Genomic DNA, 18,410 nt, shown 5'->3' on the forward strand with positions numbered 1-18,410 from the left:
CCGGGAACGCGAACGGCCCGCCGGGGCGGAGGAATCCGTCCCGGCGGGCCGCTGTCGTGCGCGGGCGGGGGCCTGTCGGCTCACCGCCCGGGGCCGGTCACTTGCCGAAGTAGGCGTTGTAGATCGACACCGACGACTTGTTGCCCTTCTTGTCCGTGACATCGGCCCGGTAGGAGATGGACTTCCCCTTGGCCGGGTTCTTCACGGAGAGCTTGCCCTTCTTCACCGCGGACTTCTTCCACGTCTTGCCGCCGTCGTAACTGACGTACACCGTCAGCGACTTGAGGTTCTTTCCGGCGGCGGCGCCCTGCACCGTCACGGGCACCGAAGCGGTCCGGCCGGCCGTGACCCGGCTGTCGGAGGTGACGTTGGGCGTGAACCGCACCGTGGAGACCGGCAGCATGGTCGGACCCGAGGTCCGCTTGGAGCGGAAGGTCCAGCTCGCGTCGATCCGGGTGGAGACCGGGGAGAGCGCCGCGCTGCGCCGCAGCGAGGTCGTCAGCCGGTAGTCGGCGGCACCGGCCGGCACGGCGAAGGGGGTGCTGCCCGCCAACGGGTCCTCGTTCTGGGCGAACTTCTTGCCGTTGCGGTACAGGACCGTCTTGGCCGAACTGTAGGCGGAGTCACCGATGTTGCCGCGCCCGTCGGCCACCAGCGGCAGCACGCCGACGATGTCGTCGCCGTCGCGGAGGACGCCGTACTGGGAGGTGACCACGGGGCCGAACACCGCGGTGTTGACCTTCTTCGTGTAGGACTTGCCCGCCTTGAACGTCTGCGGGGTGCCGAGGGAGTACTGCGCCTCGGTCACCGGGTAGCCGTCCTCGTCGAGCCCGCCGTCCTGGCTGAACTCGAAGCCCCACTTCACCTTGTCGGCGGTGGAGACGTAGGTGGTGACGTTGCCGGGGATCTTGTGGGCGGTCCAGCTCGCCCAGACGTTGTCCGATCCGGGCAGCGCGGCCCACGCGGAGACCTCACCGGTCTTGCCCTTGGCGGGCGAGCCGAGGGCGAGGCCGACCTTGGCCAGCTGGGCGGCGGTGTACTTCCGCTGGTAACCGGTGGACGCCTGCGTCGCCGGGCCGCCGGCCGCGATGTCGTACCGGGTGGAGGCACCCTTGGCCCAGCTGCCGAGCCAGTGCTGGGAGAGCGAGCCGTCGGTCACCTTCGGGCCGAAGTGCGCGGTGTTGAAGTTCTTGTACGTGTCGAGGATCCAGCCGTAGGTGTAGCCGCCCTCCTCGGTCGAGAACTGGAGGTCGGGCGCGGCCAGCAGGGACTTCGTCCCGGTGGTGGGCAGGGTGATGTCCACCGGCTTCGCCTTGCGCGCGTCGAGCGTCACGGTGAGGTTCTTGGTGACGTCCAGCTTCGGCTGGGACAGCCAGTCGGTGCCCTTGGCGTAGTCCTCGGGGTCGACGGTGACGGCCCCGTTCAGGGTGTAACCACCCTTGGGCAGACGGACCTTGGCCGTGCCGTCGGTGTTCGTCGGGGAGAGCCACTGGCCGAGCGCCGTTCCCGAGAGGCCGAAGAGGTCGGTCTCGACGAACTGGGCCGGCTTGCCGTCGCGCCCGATGGTCTTGACGGTGACGTCGTACGACTCGATCTCGCGCTCGACCGCGGCCGCCGTGCGGACGCTCTGGCCGCCGCCGGTCCCGACGACGTACGCCGAGTAGACGCCGTCGGCGTTGCCGCCGAGCTTGGTGTTCACGGTCAGGGGCACGTCGGCGGTACCGCCCGCGGGGACGGTGACCTTGTCGGCGCCGAGGGTGAAGAAGCCGGCCGGGGCGGGCCCGCCCTTCGGCCCGGTCGCCTCGGTCGTGAGGTCGAGGGTGACGTCACTGGTGCCGAGGTTGCGGTACGTCAGCTTCTTGGTGACCGGGGTGTCGTCGGTGTGCGGCCACTGCTGGAGGCCGAAGCTCAGCGAGACCGGCTCGGCGACGACGGTCTGGGCGATCGCCCGGTCGACGGCGATCCGGCCCGTGCCCTGCTCGAACGGGGTGTACGCGCCCGGCTTCGTCGAGGCGGTGAGCGCGCCCTTGAGCTCGGCGTACTTCCACTCCGGGTGCTGCTGCTTGAGGAGCGCGGCGGCGCCCGCGACGTGCGGGGTCGCCATCGACGTGCCGGAGATCGTCAGGTAGCCCGGCGGGTTCTGCCCGACCTCCTGGTCGATGGCGGAGCCGGGGGCGGCGGCGGCCGTGATGTCCACGCCGGGGGCGGTGACGTCGGGCTTGATCCCGCTGTCGCCGATGCGCGGGCCGCGGCTGGAGAATTCCGCCAGGCCGTCCTTGTCGTCGACGGCGCCGACGGTCAGCGCGGCCTCCGCGCTGCCGGGGGAGCCGACGGTGCCGGCGCCGGGGCCCTCGTTGCCCGCCGCGATGGCGAACAGGACGCCCTTGTCGGCGGACAGCTTGTTGACCGCCGCCTCCAGCGGGTCGACCTCGGGGGTGTCGCCGCCGCCGAGGCTCAGGTTGACGATGTCGGCGCCCTGCGCGACCGCCCACTCCATCCCGGCCAGGATGCCGGAGTCGTCGCCGAAGCCGTCGTCGTCGAGGACCTTGCCCTCGAGGAGCTTGGCGTCCGGGGCCACGCCCTTGAACTTGCCGCCCGACTTGGCGCCCGTACCGGCCGCGATCGACGAGACGTGGGTGCCGTGGCCGACCCGGTCCTTGGCGTCCGGGGAGGAGGTGAAGTTCTTCGTGTCGAGGATCTGGTCCTTGAGGTCGGGGTGGGTGGCGTCCACTCCGGTGTCCAGGACGGCGATCTTGACACCCTTCCCGGTGTAACCGGCCTTCCACGCGGCCGGGGTGCCGATCTGCGGGACGCTCTTGTCGAGGCTCGCCCTGCGTACGCCGTCCAGCCAGACCCGGTCGATCCCGGCGGCGGTGGTGAGCTGGGTGCTGCGCGGGGCCTTGCTGGTCAGTGCCTGCCAGATGTCCCCGGCGTCGCGCTGCGGGGTGATCACCGACTCGGCGTTCAGCGTCTTCAGGGTCCGGGCGACCCGGGTGGAACCGGCGTCGCGGACCTCGGCCTTCGCGGTGGCGGCCTTCGCGCCCCGGTAGGAGACGATCAGCTTCAGGCCCGCCTTCTGGGCCCGGCGGTTCTCCGCCCGGCTCAGCTCGGTGATGTCGAACAGCCGGCGGTCCAGCTTCCCGGAGCTGATCAGCCGGTGGGCGTCGGCCGGGACGAGCAGGGTGTGCCCGTCGCGTATCTGGCGCTGCACGGGTATGTGCTCGCGCCCCTTCGCGGCGCGGAAGCCGACGACCCGGCCCTTGGCGTCCACCGTGACGAGGTCACCGGTGATCAGTGTCAGCCGGTGCTGGGCCAGGGACTTGGTGCCGGTCGGCCGGGCGGTGTCGGGCTGTGCGACGGCCGGGCTGGTCATCCCGGCCGCGAGCGCCACGGCGGCTGCCGCGGCGACGGTCGAAACACACGCGTTTTTCACGTGTTTGCGCAACTCTCCCCCTGGAGAATCAGGCGGCCCCGAGGGCCACTGGTCAGTCGGCACGACGGCGACGCCGGTGCCGACCGGTTCACGTACCTAGAGGGGGAATTGGGCAGACGGGTTCACAGAAGACGCACAGATCAACGGAGTTGACGAAAGATCATCGCTCCGGCGCGGTCCGGGACGGTCCGGGTCGGCCCGGGGTGGTCCGGAACATCCCGGTTCAGGACGGTGTGGTGTGGCGAGGGGGTGCCGGGAAGCCGCCGGGGGTGCGCGACGGCCGAGGGAAGTACCGGACCGGGCAGCGATGAGTTTCGGCCGTCGCGCCGGTCTCCCCTGATGTGGAAGCCATGACCCCGATCGTTCTCGTCGTCACCGGCCGCGTCACCAGGGACGCGGTGCCGGGACTCTGCGCCGAGCTGGAGGCGCTGCTGCACGGCCCCGACGGTGCCGCCCACGCCCCGGACGCCGGGGTGGACTGCGATGTGGGCGGGGTCGTACGGGCGGATCTGGTACTGGTCGAGGCGATAGCGCGGCTGGTGCTCGTCGCACGCCGGGCGGGCGGCCGAAGGCTACGGCTGCGCAACGCGTCCCCGGAACTGCGGAGCCTGCTGGACCTGGTGGGACTGGCCGAGCTGATGGGCGTCACCAGTGTGACGGGTGTGGCGAACACGACGGGTGTCACGGACGTGGCGGGCGGGACGGACCCGGGGTAGACGACGGACGCGAGGTGCGGGACGGACATGAGGCGCGGGCCGGGGCAGGAGGCCGGGCCGGGCACAAGGTGCGTGCCGGACATGAGGTACGGGCCGGGCACGAGGTGGACGGCGGACGCGAGGTGCGGGCCGGGGCCGGAGGACGGACCGGACCGGAAGGATCACGAACCGACCGCCGCCCCGTACACCACCGGAGCCACGCCCATCCCACACCCGTCCCACTCCCACTCCCGCCCCGCCCCCGTCCCGCTCAGTCCTCCTCGTCCCCGGACGACGTGATCCGGGCCGAGTCGCAGACCGTCGTACCGATGGAAACTCTCCCGTCGGCCGCGACTTTCGTCAGCGTGGCGGACGAGTTCGGGGAGGCGCTGGGGCCCGGGGGCGCCGCGACGAAGTCCCCGCAGTCGGACTCGGGCTGAGGTCCCGGCTCCGCCCCGGAGGACGGCGGTGTCACCGGGGCCGGGCCGCCGGTGGCGGAGGGCTCACCCATCCACCGGGCCACGCCCCAGCCACCGGCGGCCAGCACCACCCAGCCGACCACCAGCCCGTTCCGTATTCCGCGTCTCACCGGCCCGGCCTCATACCGCCGCGTCGTCGTCGAGGTGGTCCGGCAGCCCGAAGAGCGGGAACCAGCGCGGTGTGTCCAGGAAGCAGTGCATCCCGGTGATGGAGCCCTCCGAGATGTCGATGACCTGCACCGCCCACGGCACGAACCCGGGGCCTTCCGGGTTCGGCTTGTAGTGGGCGAACGCCGGGGTGCCGTTGGCGAACGTCGGCACCAGGCGGGAGCCCGCGCAGCCCGCGCCGATGGAGAGCATGAAGCCGGTGATGTCGTCGTGCCCCTGGAGCCAGAGGTCGAACGGCGGCATGGTCATCACGGCGTCCTCGTGGAGCAGCGCGGTCAGCGCCGCCATGTCGTACCCCTCGAAGGCCGCCACGTACCGCTCCAGGAGCTTGCGCTGCTCCTCGTCGAGCGGATTCGCGGTGTCCGCGGGCTTCCCCCCGTGCTCCGTGAGGGTGGCCCGCGCCCGCTGGAGGGCGCTGTTGACGGAGGCGACCGAGGTGTCCAGCAGCTCGGCGACCTCGCTCGCCTTCCAGGCCAGCACCTCGCGCAGGATCAGCACGGCCCGCTGCTTGGGAGGCAGGTGCTGGAGCGCGGCGACGAACGCGAGCCGCACCGACTCCCGCGCCACGGCGGCCTCCGCCGGGTCGGCCACCGTCGGCAGGATGCGGCCGTCCGGCATCGGCTCCAGCCAGGTGTTCTCCGGCAGCGGGTTGAGCGCCGCCTGGGCGAGCGGCGTCGGCCCCGTCAGGTCGACGGGACGGGCCCGCTTGTTGCCCGCGTTCAGCATGTCCAGACAGACGTTGGTGGCGATGCGGTACAGCCAGGACCGCAGCGAGGAGCGCCCCTCGAACTTCTCGAAGTTCCGCCAGGCACGTACCAGCGTGTCCTGCACGGCGTCCTCCGCCTCGAAGGCCGAGCCGAGCATCCGGTAGCAGTAGCCGGTCAGCTCGACCCGGTGCCCCTCCAGACGGCTGTCGATGTCCGTCGTCGCCGTCAGATCACTCATCGCTCCACCCCTGTTGCGCTGTGACACCGCCCACTTCGGCACTTCGGAAGCTACAGCAGGCCACTGACAACAGGGGCGGAAAGCGCCGAAGCCGCCCTTGCCGCCGCCGTGTTCCAGTCGCGTTCGGGGCGAGTTCCGGCCGAGTCCCGAACAGGCCCCGACCGGGCTCCGGGACGGTGCCGGGGCCCGGTCGGCCCGGCCGGATCAGGTGCCGGGCTTGCGCCCGTACACGTAGACGTCGTCGCCGTTCCTCAGCAGCTTCCAGTATGACTTCGCGTCGGCGGAGCGCATGTTGACGCAGCCGTGCGACCCCGGCGGGTTCCACATCTTCACGCCCACCGAGTGGAACGCCTGCCCGCCGTCGAAGAACTGCGCGTACGGCATGGCCACGTGGTAGATCGACGAGACGTGGTCGATGTTCCGCCAGTAGATCTTCTTCGACCCGGTGCGGGTCTCGTACCCGTTGCGCCCGGTCCGCACCGGCACGGGGCCGAACTTCAGCTTGCTGCCGTCCTGGATCCAGCTCAGCTGCCGGGTCAGGTCGACACACGCGATGCGCCCCTTGTCGGTGGGACACTTCTTGTCCTTGTTCGGGTTCTTGCCGGCCGCCTTCTGGGCGGTGAGCGTCTTCATCGTGCGCCAGGTGACCGGACCCGCGTACCCGATGGTGGGGGTGACCCCGTACGTGCTCTGGAACGACCGGATCGCCTTGCAGTCGGCGGACGACTGCTTGCCGTCGACCGGCCGGTGCAGATACTTCTCGACCTGCTTCTGGTACGGCCCGGTGGACTTCGTGCAGGACGCCGCCTGCGCCGACCCGCCGGTACCGATGACCAGGGCGGGCACCGAGGCCAGCCCCGCGACCGTCAGCGCGATGCCGCGCCGCAGCCGTACTCCCCGTATGTTCCCCGCGACTGCCATGTACGCCAACTCCCCTTCGCGCGCCGTGAGGTGATTCCGCCTGCTAGACGCGCGTCGGGGAGTCGATGGTTGTGCGCCGGATGTCTCAGTTCTGCACGGTCGCCGGGTTCCGGGTACCGGTCGCCGAGTCCCGGTTGCCGGGCGCCGGGTTCCGTCCCCGGCGGGTACCGGAGAACGTGCCGGCCCTCAGGCCCGTACGGCCGCCACCGGCGAGGTCCGGAGCCGTTCGGCGCGGGCGACCCGCGAGCCGTACAGCGTGATCGACACGACGCCGAGCACCGCGAACAGCCCCAGCGCCACGGTCCCGGTCCAGCCGCCCGCGTGGAAGGCGACCGCGCCGAGCGTGCCGCCCGCGCTGGAGCCCAGGTAGTACGCGGACTGGTAGAGCGCCGACGCCTGGGCGCGGCCCTTCGTGGCCGTACGGCTCACGGACGAGGAGGCGACCGCGTGCCCGGCGAAGAAGCCCGCCGTGATCAGGACCAGGCCGAGGAGCACGGCGGCCAGTCGGTCGGAGAGGGAGAGGAGCAACCCGGCGGCGGTGGTGGAGACGGCCAGGTACAGCGCGCCCCGGCGGCCGAGCCGGGCGACCAGCCTGCCGGCCGCGGCGGAGGAGACCGTACCGACGAGGTAGACCAGGAAGATCGAGCCGACGACCCCCTGCGGGAGGTTGAACGGAGCCTCCACCAGCCGGTAGCCGATCACCGTGTAGACCGCGCCGAACACCGTCATGAACAGCGCGCCGATCGCGTACAGCCGACGCAGCAGCGGGTTGGCGAGGTGGTCGCCCACGGTCCTGGCGAGGGCCTTCGGGTTCAGCGTCCCGGGGGTGAAGTTCCGGGCCCGGGGGATCATGAAGTGGAAGACGACCGCGCAGGCCAGGGCCATCAGCCCGACCGCGCCGAGCGCCGCCCGCCAGCCCCACAGCTGGGCGATCCAGCCGGTGACGATGCGGCCGCTCATGCCGCCGATGCTGTTGCCGGCCACGAACAGCCCGATCGCGGCGACCAGCGCCTTCGGCCGCACCTCCTCCGCCAGGTACGCCATCGCGGAGGCGGGCAGTCCGGCCAGTGCCGCGCCCTGGACGGCGCGCAGCGCGATCAGCCAGCCCAGCGAGGGGGCGAAGGGCACGAGCAGCCCGACCAGTACGGCGACCGTCAGCGACGCGGTCATCATCTGCCGCCGCCCGAACCGCTCGGAGAGCGCGCTCATCGGCAGTACGCACAGTGCCAGCGCACCCGTCGCGGCGGAGACCGTCCAGCTGGCCTGGCCTGCCGTGGCGCCGAGGGAGGCGGAGACGGCGGGCAGCAGGGCCTGGGTGGAGTAGAGGAGCGCGAAGGTCGCGACGCCTGCGGCGAAGAGCGCGAAGCTCATCCGGCGGTAGCCGGGGCGGCCGGGTTCGAGGCGATCCGTCGCGGCGGTGGCGGCGGGCGCGGGGGAGTCGGCGACGGGGGACGGCTGGGACGAGGCGGCCACGACGAGCGTGGACGCCCCGGTACTGGCAGGAGGCATGCTTCGAAAGTAGACCTCTCCATTTCATGCGTCCAATGCACAAATTGGCGATAATCAATCCCATGGTGCATGAACGCAGCTCACAGCCTCGGCTGTCACCGGGTAGTTACGAAGAAGACATCCGCGCCGTGCTCGCGCCGAGGCTGGCCCACTTCGAGGCGGTGGCCCGCCACGAACACGTCACGCGCGCCGCGCAGGAGCTCGGCGTCCCGCAGTCGACGCTGTCGCGGGCGATGGTCAGGCTCGAACAGGACCTGGGCGTCGCCCTGTTCGCCCGCAAGGGCCGTACGGTCTCGCTCACCCCGGCGGGCCGCACCTTCCTGGGCTCCGCCGAGCGGGCCCTGGCCGAGGTGGAGAAGGCCGCCGACTCGGTACGGGCCGACGCCGACCCGGCCACCGGCAAGGTCGCCTTCGGCTTCCTGCACACCATGGGCTCGGAGACCGTCCCCGCCCTCATCCGCGCCTTCCGCGCCGACCACCCACGGGTCCGCTTCCAGCTCGTGCAGAACTACGGCGAGGCGATGCTCGAACGCCTCCGGGCCGGCGGCCTCGACCTCTGCCTCACCTCACCCGTCCCGGACGCCCCCGACCTGGTCGCCCGCCGCCTGGACGAACAACGCCTGCGCCTGGTCGTCCCCGAGGACCACCGCCTCGCCGGCCGCCGCCGCATCCGCCTCGCGGAGGCCGCCGACGAAAAGTTCGTCACCCTGGAACCGGGCTACGGCCTGCGACGGATCACCGACGACCTGTGCGCCGAGGCGGGCTTCACCCCCCGGGTGGCCTTCGAGGGCGAGGAGGCGGAAACCCTCCGCGGCCTGGTGGCCGCCGGCCTGGGCGTCGCCCTCCTCCCCCCTCCGGCGGTCGCCCGCCCCGGAGTCGTGGAACTGACGGTCACGGCCCCGAGAGCCGCCCGCGAAATCGGCGTCGCCTGGCTCGACGGCCACCCCGACACCCCACCGGTGGCCGCCTTCAAACGCTTCCTCCTGTCCCGCCGGGGGCATTTGCTGCCGGACTGAGGGGCACGGCGATGGCCGGGGGGTGTACTGCCGTTACGGGCCCGGCATGGGCGGGGCCACTGCATCACGGACCCTGGCTGTGTAGCGTTTGGGGACCATCCCCACATGTGCGGGGACCACAAGGCGTCGCCCTGTCCGAAGCGGTCCAGGCCGGGACCACCCTCGCACGCGCGGGGACCACTGCTCGAAGGGGCCGCCGTCGTCGTCGAAGCCGGGACCACTTCCCGCCCCGGAACTGCATCAGTTCCGGCCCGGGACCACCCCCGCCCACGCGGGGAACATGCCAACGCCGACGGCAACGCGCGCTTCTACGGCGGACCACCCCCGACCGTGCGGGGAGCACCGACGGCTGTTTCCTGGCCAACAAGTGTCCCGAGGGACCACCCCCGCCCACGCGGGGACCATCCAGGGATCAGGCCCTTCACGAAGTCCTTCACTGGACCAACCCCGCACGCGCGGGGATCACTGGGCCGTATGCCGAAGCACGACAGTCATCACCTCGGCGCGGCGGATGCCGCCGAGGTCGAAATCTGCCGCCGAACCTGGTCCGGCAACCGCTGCTGTGGCATTCGCGCCCGAGCCCACTATGACCCAACGTCCGCGTCCCGAGCAGCCTGCTGGGAAACCGGTATCGGGAAACTGCCGGTACCGCGCGCCGCCGGTGGAAGCGACCGGCGTCAGGACGCGGCCACGCGCGCCGCCTCCAGCTGGGCCACCAGCCGCACGACCCGCCGATTCCGGGCCCGGCCCCAGCTGTGGCCCCCCATCATCAGCAGCTGGTCCGTCCCGCCGGAGGCCAGCACCAGCTCCGGGACATCGGACTGGTAGACCTTGCCCGACAGGACGGCCACTCGCACCTCCAGGACGTCCGCCCACGCATGGGAGCGCGTCCCGAACATCCCGGTGTACCTCACCCCGGCCGGCCCGTAGGAGACGCTGAACACCGGCGCGCGGAACGTCAGCATCACGCCTGGTACGCCCAGGATCACGATCGGGACCAGACTGACCACGTCGCGCACGCCCGCCGCCATCACCACGGCGATCAGCAGGCACGCACTGCCCATCAGGAAGTAGCCGATCGCCGAGAGAGGGCGCCTCTTCCGCATGTCTGTTCCCCCAGTTCCGCAGCGCGTGGCGCGCGGAGCCGTTCGCGGCCCGCGCTCCGGGGACGCCGCCACCGCCCGTGGACAAGCATACGAACGGCGCAGTGGCCGTTCCCTCGTGGTCCTGTCCCCGATTGCCTACGTCCATATCGCCATCGGCACGTTGGCCTCAACCACGGTCAACCAGTGCCAGAAACGCTCAGCACTCGGCGAAAGTGGCAAGTAGCGCGAACAGGAGGTAGGCGCGGGACCACCCCCGCACGCGCAGGGACCATAACTTCGGCATGATGCTCGCCTCCCTCTACCAGGGACCACCCCCGCACGCGCGGGGACTGCGGCACGACTAGCCGTGCGCGGGCGAGGCGGATGGGACCACCCCCGCACGCGCGGGGACCACAAGGGCGGGCGCCGCCATTCCCCGGACGAGTGGGGACCACCCCCGCACGCGCGGGGACCACCGTTCGTGACCTGCGACGTTATCGCGCCCGAGTGTCGATTTTGCTTACTTTCGTTGATTCCGGCATAACGGTCATAAGGTTTGTCCCGTTTGGGCGGCAGGGTGGCGTCCATGCGGTGCGATCGTCCTGGGTCATTTTCTCAACTCCTCAGTTCCGCAAGGACTTTCCGAACCCCGCCGCCAGCGGCATCCGCAGCCCCAGTGGCGGCGGAGCCGCCAAGGCGTCGGCGACCGGGCGGGCGTAGGGGCGGCCGAAGAGGGAGCCGCGGATGAAGTCGGTTGCCAGGGCCGAGACCTCGGAGCGGTGCTGGCGCAGGGAGTGGCCGTCCGAGTGGACCTCGAAGCGGCAGGTGTCGCGGTTGGTCTTCTTGGCGCGTTCGGCCAGGCGGAAGGAGAGTTCGGGGTCGGTGCGGGCGTCGTTGGTGCCGTGTACGAGGAGGACCTGGCGGCCGAGCAGGTGCTTCACCGGTTCCGTGTGGTCGGTCCCGTCCTCCGGCAGCCAGGGGGCCATCGCGAGGACGGAGTTGACCGCCGGGTGGCCGCCCGCCCGGAGGGCCGCCCGGCCGCCCATGCCGTGGCCGGCCAGGCAGACGGGGACGTCGCCGTACCGTCGTACGACCTCGTCCGCCGCCCACTCGGCGTCCGCCGCGAGGTGGGCGGCCGTCGCGTTCCAGCCGCGGCAGCGGTAACGCACCACGTGCGTGACGAGCCCGTCCTCGCGGCCCGCGCGGGCCAGGGCGCGGGCCAGGGGGAGTTGGAGTGCGTAGGAGACAGGGGAGGGGCGGCGGTGCGAGTCGGCCTCGCCGTCCGGGAGCAGCAGAACCACGCCGCTGACCGCTGTTGGTGCTCCGGCCGTCCTGACGGCCCGTCCCAGCCTCGCAGCAGGCAGGGGGAGTGCGCGCTGTGCCATGGCAGAACAGTGTCAGAAGGGCGGGTGTACTCCACCCGTATTCGCGGTCACTGTTACGTATCGACAAGCGACATCTACGCGCGTAGGGGCTAGAGTGCGCAGATGATGAGCCCGACCCTTCACGTGCCCGGCCAGGATCAGATCCGGCGTGCCCCCAAGGTCCTTCTCCACGACCATCTCGACGGTGGTCTGCGCCCGGGAACGATCGTCGACCTCGCCCGCGCGAGCGGCTACGACGGACTTCCCGAGACCGAGCCCGACAAGCTCGGCATCTGGTTCCGCGAGGCGGCCGACTCCGGGTCGCTGGAGCGCTACCTGGAGACGTTCGCCCACACCTGCGCCGTCATGCAGACCCGTGAGGCGCTGTTCCGGGTGGCCGCCGAGTGCGCCGAGGACCTCGCCGCGGACGGGGTCGTCTACGCCGAGGTGCGGTACGCCCCCGAGCAGCACCTGGAGGCCGGGCTGAGCCTCGAAGAGGTCGTCGAGGCGGTCAACGAGGGCTTCCGCGAGGGCGAGCGCAGGGCCCGTGAGGACGGCAACCGCATCCGGATGGGCGCGCTCCTGACCGCGATGCGGCACGCCGCCCGCTCCCTGGAGATCGCCGAGCTCGCCAACCGCTACCGCGACCAGGGCGTCGTCGGCTTCGACATCGCGGGCGCGGAGGCGGGCTTCCCGCCCACCCGCCACCTCGACGCCTTCGAGTACCTCAAGCGCGAGAACAACCACTTCACCATCCACGCGGGCGAGGCGTTCGGCCTGCCGTCGATCTGGCAGGCCCTCCAGTGGTGCGGCGCGGACCGGCTCGGCCACGGCGTCCGCATCATCGACGACATCGAGGTCACCGACGACGGGGTGAAGCTCGGCCGCCTCGCCTCCTACGTACGGGACAAGCGCATCCCGCTGGAGCTGTGCCCGACCTCCAACCTGCAGACCGGCGCCGCCGCCTCGTACGCCGAGCACCCCATCGGGCTGCTGCGGAAGCTGCATTTCCGGGCCACCGTGAACACGGACAACCGGCTGATGAGCGGTACGACCATGAGCAATGAATTCGAGAAGCTGACCGAGACTTTCGGATACACGCTCGACGACATGCAGTGGTTCACCGTCAATGCGATGAAGTCGGCATTCATTCCTTTCGATGAACGTCTGGCGATGATCAACGAGGTGATCAAGCCCGGATACGCCGAGCTGAAGTCCGAGTGGCTCTTCGAGCAGACCGCCGCGACCAGCGTTTCTTCCGCCTCCACCGACTGATCGGTGCCTTGACGACCGGCGGCCGGGACGATGATTTCCCGGCCGCCGGTCGTCTTTTCCGCGTGTCGCCATGTTTGCGGGAAGGGCGATGGGCTGACTAATTTTCGGAGCCCACGTCCCTCTCCCCAAAGGATGAATTTCACATGAAGCAGTCTGCTGTCAGGACTCTCGGCGTCGCCGCCCTCGGTGCCGCTTTCGCCGCCGCCGCCGCGGGTACCGCCTCCGCCGCCGTGCTGCCGGGTGGAGCCGCCGCCACCACCGTCCTGCCGGTCGCCGGCGCGGCGCTGGACACCGCGACCCGGACCCTGCCGGTCGAGGACACCGCCACCACGCTCCTCGGCAAGGGCCAGCAGAAGCTCGTCGGTGAAGTCACCGCCCCGGCCAAGGGCCTGCTCGGCGGCCTGCCCGCGGGTGGCCTGAACGCCAACGGTCTGACGGCCAACGGCCTGTCGACCAACGGTCTCCCGCTCGGCGGCTGACCTCGCAGCACGTACCGCATGCGCCTGTGGGCGGACACCCTGGTCCGGGTGTCCGCCCACAGGCGCATGCGTGCGTACGAGGGTCACCAGGCGGCGGCCGACGACGTCTTCTCGGACGGGAGGAGCAACCACAGCGCCAGGTAGAGCAGGAACTGCGGCCCCGGCAGCAGGCAGGAGGCCAGGAAGATGATCCGCATGGTCCCCGCGGAGGTGCCGAAGCGCCGTGCCAGCGCTGCGCACACTCCGCCGATCATGCGTCCGTCCGTGGGGCGGGCAAGTGCGGCCATGGTGGGCTCCTTCGCGAACCGTTGCGGGGAGCAGCTCCGTCGTGCTCCCGATGCATCCATGGTGACCCGACGAACAGGGGCAAAGCGTCGCTCTACGGGGCGACTCCGACCCTGGGAATCGTCGGGGTCGCCCCCTGAGCCGCCTCGTCCCTGCGGCGGGGCAGCACCCCGACCCGCTCCTGCTTCCGGCGCAGCCGCGCCCGGCACATGGGGACCACCAGCAGATGGGCGAACGCCACGCCGATGGTGTTCAGGAGCAGCGAGTCGACGTCGACGACCTGGCCGGGCACGCCGGTCTGCGCCAGCTCGATGCCCAGCGAGATCAGCGCGCCCGCGGCGACGGTGCGGGCCAGCGAGGCCCACGGGGAGACGAACAGCCGGCCCCCGGCCATCGGCAGCAGCACGCCGAGCGGGGCGAGCAGCAGCAGTCCCTCGCCGATCCGGCGGGCGGCCTCGACGGGGCCGAGGGACAGATCCGCTCTGATCCCGGCGAGGGGTTGCAGATTCGAGGCAGTCATCCAGGGCACGTCGAGCGGCCGCAGGGTCAGCCACCCGACGAACAGCAGATGCGCGAGGAGGAGAGATACCCCGGCCCCGCGGAAACGGATAACGGTTTGACCGTCCAAACCTTCCAGACCTTGACGCACGTCCCCCAAGACGCGCCGTACGGCAGGATCGGTTCCGCATAGCCGGAATCCGCTCCGGGGCCGCTCCGGGGCCGGTACGAGGGCGGTTCGGGGCGGTTCGAAAAAGTCAGGGACGGCTCGGAAAGGCCCAGGCGGTTCGGAAAGGCCCAGGCCGTGAAAGGCCCGACACGGTGTTCCGGGTGGCGGGGGCGCGTCTTGCGGCGGCCCCGCGTCCACCGCGTCGGGCACCGTGCCGCGTCCGCCGCATCAGGCCCGTACGCGCCGTGCCGCGTCCGCCGTCAGGCCCCCGTGCCCACGCCCAGGTTCGGTACCGAGTTGGGGCGGGTCTTCATTTCCGAGGTGCACAGGTATCCGCGCGGCTCGTACTCCCCGGGGCCGCCCAGCATCACCGTGCCGTCAGGGGCGAGCGACTCGCTCTCCGCGTACGTGCACACGATCTGGGCCAGTGCCTCGGACCGCAGGTCCTCCGGCTGCTCGGTCAGCCGGAGCGTGCCCGGCCGGTCGCCGGTGCGGGCCGGGCCGACCCGGAGGTTCTCCGGGACGGTCGTGGAGTACCCGGCCTTCCGCTCGGCGGCGGGCGGCTTCTGCCGCAGCTCGTCGAGGAGCTCCTGCGCGACGCGGATCCGGTCCACCCCGGACCCTTCGGTCGCCCGCACCGTACGGTCCACCGTGACCAACTGCGAGGAGCAGACCAGGTAGACCTGCACGGGGACGCCCCGCAGGTCCTGCGTCGCCACGTTCTTCGCGGACGTCGTGCAGGGCACCTGGGACGGCGCGGCCCCGGCGTCCACCGGCACCGACGTGGACCTGATCCCACAGGCCGAGAGCAGCACGGCCCCGGCCACCGCGCCGGTCAGTGCCGCGGCCCGGCGGAGCGTCCGGTGGTTCTCGCTGTTCCTCATGCCTCGTCGCCCTCCTCGTCCCGGATCCCGGCACCGTGCTCCCCGTCGGAACGGGTGAGCCGCTCGGCGTCCCGCGGCAGCCGCAGCACGAACACCGCGCCGTCGCCGTCCGGCGAGTTCGAGGCCGTGATGTCGCCGCCGTGGATGTGCGCGTTCTCCATGGCGATCGACAGGCCGAGACCGCTGCCGTCGGAGCGCGGACGCGAGGCGCTGGCCTTGTAGAACCGGTCGAAGACGTGCGGCAGCACGTCCTCGGGGATGCCGGGGCCGTGGTCGCGGACCTCGATGACGAGTTCGTCGCCCTCGGTCCGCACCGCGACCCGCACCGGCGAACCGCCGTGCTTGAGCGCGTTGCCGATCAGGTTCGCCAGGATCACGTCGAGGCGGCGCGGGTCGAGGCGGACCATCATGCCGCGCTCGGCGTCCAGGTCCACCGCGTCCAGCCAGGCCCGGGCGTCGATGCAGGCGGTGACCTGGTCGGCGACGTCGACGGTGTCGAGGACCAGCCGGGCCGTGCCCGCGTCGAAGCGGGTGACCTCCATCAGGTTCTCCACCAGGTCGTTGAGGCGCCGGGTCTCGCTCACCACCAGGTGCACCGCGGGCGCGATCATCGGGTCGAGGCCGTCCGCCTCGTCCTCCAGCACCTCGGTGACGGCGGTCAGCGCGGTGAGCGGGGTGCGCAGCTCGTGCGACATGTCGGCGACGAACCGCCGGCTCGCCTCCTCCCGGGCGCTCATGTCCGCGACCCGCTTCTCCAGCGAACTCGCGGTCCTGTTGAACGTACGGGAGAGATCGGCCAGTTCGTCCGTGCCGGACACCACGAGGCGGGTGTCGAGCTTGCCCTCGCCGAGCTTGCGGGCGGCGTCGCCGAGCCGCTGCACGGGGCGCAGCACGGTCGTCGCCGCGGCCTGCGCGAGCAGCGCCGAACCCACCAGCGCGAGCCCGGTGGCGATCCCCAGCGACCAGGCGAGGGAGTTGAGGTCCTGCCGTTCCTGGTCGAGGGACTTCAGCATGTAACCGGTCGGGCCGCCACCGATGATCTTCGTGCCGCCCACCAGGTACGGGGTGCCCCGGATGCTGGTCCGCTGCCAGAACAGGTGGTACTCGTACTTGTTTCCGGACTCCAGCGACTGCTTCTTGTTCACCGCCTTCTGCAACGGCAGCGGCACGTTGTCGAGCGTGAAGGTGTCCAGGTCGGAGTTGCCGACGATCGGCTTGCCGGTGTCGCGCTCGTCGACCAGCAGCACGCTGTAGCCGGGCGAGCTGTTCGCCATCTGCGTGGCCGCGTTCTGCAGGTCGTCCTTGGTGGGGCGCAACGGCAGCGTGGCCGCCCGGTTCTGCATCTCCTGACGGAAGTCCCCGAGCGCGGCGTCCTGCGTACGGGTCAGCACGGCCTCGCGGTTCAGCCAGTACGCGATTCCCGAGGCGGAGACCGCGGCGGTCAGGGCGACCAGCCCGAACACGACGACGAGACGCAGGCGCAGACTGGTCCAGCGGAGCCCGGTCAGCAGGCGCCGCGCGGTGGCATCGCTCACTGAGGCGAGTCCAGCCGGTAGCCCACACCGCGGACGGTACGGATCAGGGTCGGCGAGGACGGCACGTCCTCCACCTTGGCGCGCAGCCGCTGCACACAGGCGTCCACCAGCCGGGAGTCACCGAGGTAGTCGTGCTCCCAGACCAGCCGCAGCAACTGCTGCCGGGACAGGGCCTGGCCCGGCCGACGGCTCAGCTCCAGCAGGAGCCGCAGCTCGGTCGGCGTGAGCTGGAGGTCCTCCCCGTTCTTGGTCACGGTCATCGCGGACCGGTCGATCACCACGTTCCCGAAGGACGCGGAGTCGGTGGACTCCCGTTCGCCGCGTCGCAGCACCGCGCGGATGCGGGCGTCGAGCACCCGGCCCTGCACGGGCTTCACCACGTAGTCGTCCGCACCGGACTCCAGCCCGACCACGACGTCGATGTCGTCGCTGCGCGCGGTCAGCAGGATGATCGGCAGCTGGTCGGTGCGCCGGATGCGCCGGCACACCTCGAAACCGTCGATGCCGGGCAGCATCACGTCCAGCACGATCAGATCCGGCCGCTGCTCGCGCAGCAGTTTCAGGCCGTCCTCTCCCGTCGCCGCGGTGGCCACACGGTGGCCCTGGCGTGACAGCGAGAGTTCGAGGGCCGTGCGGATGGCGTCGTCGTCCTCGATCAGCAACAGGAAAGGCACGCTGGTCATTCTGACCCATGGTGGAGCCCCAGTTCGACCGTTGCGACCCACTCGTGCCTCCGGCGTACCCACGGCGCACCCCCGGCGCGGGGGCGAAGTCCCCTGTGACAGGCCTGTGACAGTCGGCGGACAGGGTCATGAAACTGCCCCGGCAAGCTCTTCGACACAAGGAACGGACGGACTCCACCGATGGGGGGCGCGAGATGAACGCAACTCACAGCATCACCGCAAGCGCAGTTGTCACGCGTCTGCACGATGTCGGGCGGAGTTCCGAGAAGTCCGGTGCTTCGAGCGGGCGGGGGTGCGTTCGTGGTGCCGGGCGTCAGCACACGTCGTACATGACGGTGGTTGACGTGCCTGTGGGGGGCAACGGGGGGAACAACGGGGGCAACGCGTACGGGGAGGGCACGGGGGAGCGGAAGGTCCCGGCACAGGCCGAGAGCGCCGAAGTGGCGTTCACCGCCTACGTCCGGGAGCGCCGCGCCTCCCTGTACGCGACCGCCTACCACCTGACCGGCGACCGGTTCGAGGCCGAGGACCTGCTGCAGAGCGCCCTCTTCTCGACGTACCGGGCGTGGGACCGGATCAGCGACAAGGCGGCGGTCGGCGGCTATCTGCGCCGCACCATGACGAACCTGCACATCAGCGCCTGGCGCAGGCGCAAGCTCAACGAGTACCCGACCGAGGAGCTGCCGGAGACGGCGGGCGACACGGACGCGATGCGCGGCACGGAACTGCGCGCCGTGCTCTGGCAGGCGCTGGCGCGGCTGCCCGAACTCCAGCGCACGATGCTGGTCCTGCGTTACTACGAGGGCCGCACCGACCCGGAGATCGCGTCCATCCTCGACATCAGTGTCGGCACGGTGAAGTCCAGCATCTGGCGGTCGCTCCGCCGGCTGCGCGAGGACGAGGTCCTCAGCTTCGGCCGTGACCAGGAGGAGTCCTTCGGCGAGCTGGTGGCCTGAGGCTGGGGGAAACCACGGGGAAACCACGGGG

17 protein-coding genes are annotated in these 18,410 nt (G+C 71.1%); 5 read left to right on the forward strand and 12 right to left on the reverse strand.

Annotation, left to right across the window (positions count from 1 at the left end):
* Nucleotides 1-97: 97 nt before the first annotated feature.
* Nucleotides 98-3,373, reverse strand: coding sequence for a S8 family serine peptidase (locus EAO76_RS28865; protein ID WP_148838845.1), 3,276 nt, complete (start codon nt 3,371-3,373; stop codon nt 98-100).
* A gap of 410 nt (nt 3,374-3,783) precedes the next feature.
* On the opposite strand from EAO76_RS28865, the gene EAO76_RS28870 reads away from it, so the two are divergent.
* Nucleotides 3,784-4,149, forward strand: a complete 366-nt coding sequence (locus EAO76_RS28870; RefSeq protein WP_148838846.1) for an STAS domain-containing protein — start codon at nt 3,784-3,786, stop codon at nt 4,147-4,149.
* A gap of 250 nt (nt 4,150-4,399) precedes the next feature.
* Here EAO76_RS28870 and EAO76_RS28875 read toward each other — a convergent pair whose 3' ends face one another.
* The 4 genes from EAO76_RS28875 to EAO76_RS28890 all read right to left on the reverse strand — a co-directional run bounded on the left by EAO76_RS28875 (nt 4,400) and on the right by EAO76_RS28890 (nt 8,150).
* A complete protein-coding gene (locus tag EAO76_RS28875; RefSeq protein WP_148838847.1) occupies nt 4,400-4,717 on the reverse strand; it encodes a hypothetical protein in 318 nt (105 codons plus the stop codon).
* A 10-nt stretch (nt 4,718-4,727) separates the two neighbouring features.
* Complete coding sequence (locus tag EAO76_RS28880) at nt 4,728-5,747, reverse strand: sigma-70 family RNA polymerase sigma factor (RefSeq protein WP_262375814.1); 1,020 nt, start codon at nt 5,745-5,747, stop codon at nt 4,728-4,730.
* A gap of 177 nt (nt 5,748-5,924) precedes the next feature.
* The gene (locus EAO76_RS28885; RefSeq protein ID WP_148838849.1) at nt 5,925-6,641 is read right to left on the reverse strand and encodes a L,D-transpeptidase family protein; all 717 of its coding nucleotides are present in this window, start codon (nt 6,639-6,641) and stop codon (nt 5,925-5,927) included.
* A 186-nt stretch (nt 6,642-6,827) separates the two neighbouring features.
* Entirely contained in the window at nt 6,828-8,150 is a 1,323-nt protein-coding gene (locus EAO76_RS28890) for an MFS transporter (protein WP_148838850.1), read from the reverse strand.
* A 62-nt stretch (nt 8,151-8,212) separates the two neighbouring features.
* On the opposite strand from EAO76_RS28890, the gene EAO76_RS28895 reads away from it, so the two are divergent.
* Nucleotides 8,213-9,166 (forward strand): LysR family transcriptional regulator, encoded by a 954-nt coding sequence (locus EAO76_RS28895; protein ID WP_148838851.1) that lies wholly within the window; start codon nt 8,213-8,215, stop codon nt 9,164-9,166.
* Between the two features lie 677 nt (nt 9,167-9,843).
* On the opposite strand, the gene EAO76_RS28900 is transcribed toward EAO76_RS28895, so the two are convergent.
* Nucleotides 9,844-10,272, reverse strand: a complete 429-nt coding sequence (locus EAO76_RS28900) for a hypothetical protein (RefSeq protein WP_148838852.1) — start codon at nt 10,270-10,272, stop codon at nt 9,844-9,846.
* 602 nt (nt 10,273-10,874) lie between these two features.
* Complete coding sequence (locus EAO76_RS28905) at nt 10,875-11,636, reverse strand: alpha/beta hydrolase (RefSeq protein WP_262375815.1); 762 nt, start codon at nt 11,634-11,636, stop codon at nt 10,875-10,877.
* Between the two features lie 102 nt (nt 11,637-11,738).
* Between EAO76_RS28905 and EAO76_RS28910 the strand changes: the two genes are divergently transcribed.
* Nucleotides 11,739-12,890 (forward strand): adenosine deaminase, encoded by a 1,152-nt coding sequence (locus EAO76_RS28910; RefSeq protein WP_148838853.1) that lies wholly within the window; start codon nt 11,739-11,741, stop codon nt 12,888-12,890.
* 143 nt (nt 12,891-13,033) lie between these two features.
* The gene (locus tag EAO76_RS28915; protein WP_148838854.1) at nt 13,034-13,369 is read left to right on the forward strand and encodes a hypothetical protein; all 336 of its coding nucleotides are present in this window, start codon (nt 13,034-13,036) and stop codon (nt 13,367-13,369) included.
* Nucleotides 13,370-13,452: 83 nt separating this feature from the next.
* On the opposite strand, the gene EAO76_RS28920 is transcribed toward EAO76_RS28915, so the two are convergent.
* The 5 genes from EAO76_RS28920 to afsQ1 all read right to left on the reverse strand — a co-directional run bounded on the left by EAO76_RS28920 (nt 13,453) and on the right by afsQ1 (nt 17,414).
* Complete coding sequence (locus EAO76_RS28920) at nt 13,453-13,656, reverse strand: PspC domain-containing protein (RefSeq protein ID WP_148838855.1); 204 nt, start codon at nt 13,654-13,656, stop codon at nt 13,453-13,455.
* Nucleotides 13,657-13,748: 92 nt separating this feature from the next.
* Complete coding sequence (locus tag EAO76_RS28925; RefSeq protein ID WP_376038401.1) at nt 13,749-14,291, reverse strand: VanZ family protein; 543 nt, start codon at nt 14,289-14,291, stop codon at nt 13,749-13,751.
* Between the two features lie 290 nt (nt 14,292-14,581).
* Nucleotides 14,582-15,205, reverse strand: a complete 624-nt coding sequence (locus EAO76_RS28930; RefSeq protein WP_148838857.1) for a hypothetical protein — start codon at nt 15,203-15,205, stop codon at nt 14,582-14,584.
* On the reverse strand, nt 15,202-16,740 hold the full coding sequence (locus EAO76_RS28935; protein ID WP_148838858.1) for a HAMP domain-containing sensor histidine kinase: 1,539 nt from the start codon (nt 16,738-16,740) through the stop codon (nt 15,202-15,204). The genes EAO76_RS28930 and EAO76_RS28935 overlap by 4 nt, the downstream gene beginning before the upstream one ends.
* Entirely contained in the window at nt 16,737-17,414 is a 678-nt protein-coding gene (gene afsQ1, locus EAO76_RS28940; RefSeq protein WP_176729344.1) for a two-component system response regulator AfsQ1, read from the reverse strand. Before afsQ1 ends, EAO76_RS28935 begins: the two co-directional genes overlap by 4 nt.
* Before the next feature lie 203 nt (nt 17,415-17,617).
* Between afsQ1 and EAO76_RS28945 the strand changes: the two genes are divergently transcribed.
* Complete coding sequence (locus tag EAO76_RS28945; protein WP_148838859.1) at nt 17,618-18,379, forward strand: SigE family RNA polymerase sigma factor; 762 nt, start codon at nt 17,618-17,620, stop codon at nt 18,377-18,379.
* Nucleotides 18,380-18,410: the final 31 nt, after the last annotated feature.

It is taken from the genome of Streptomyces sp. sk2.1 (assembly GCF_008120935.1).
Taxonomy (GTDB): domain Bacteria; phylum Actinomycetota; class Actinomycetes; order Streptomycetales; family Streptomycetaceae; genus Streptomyces.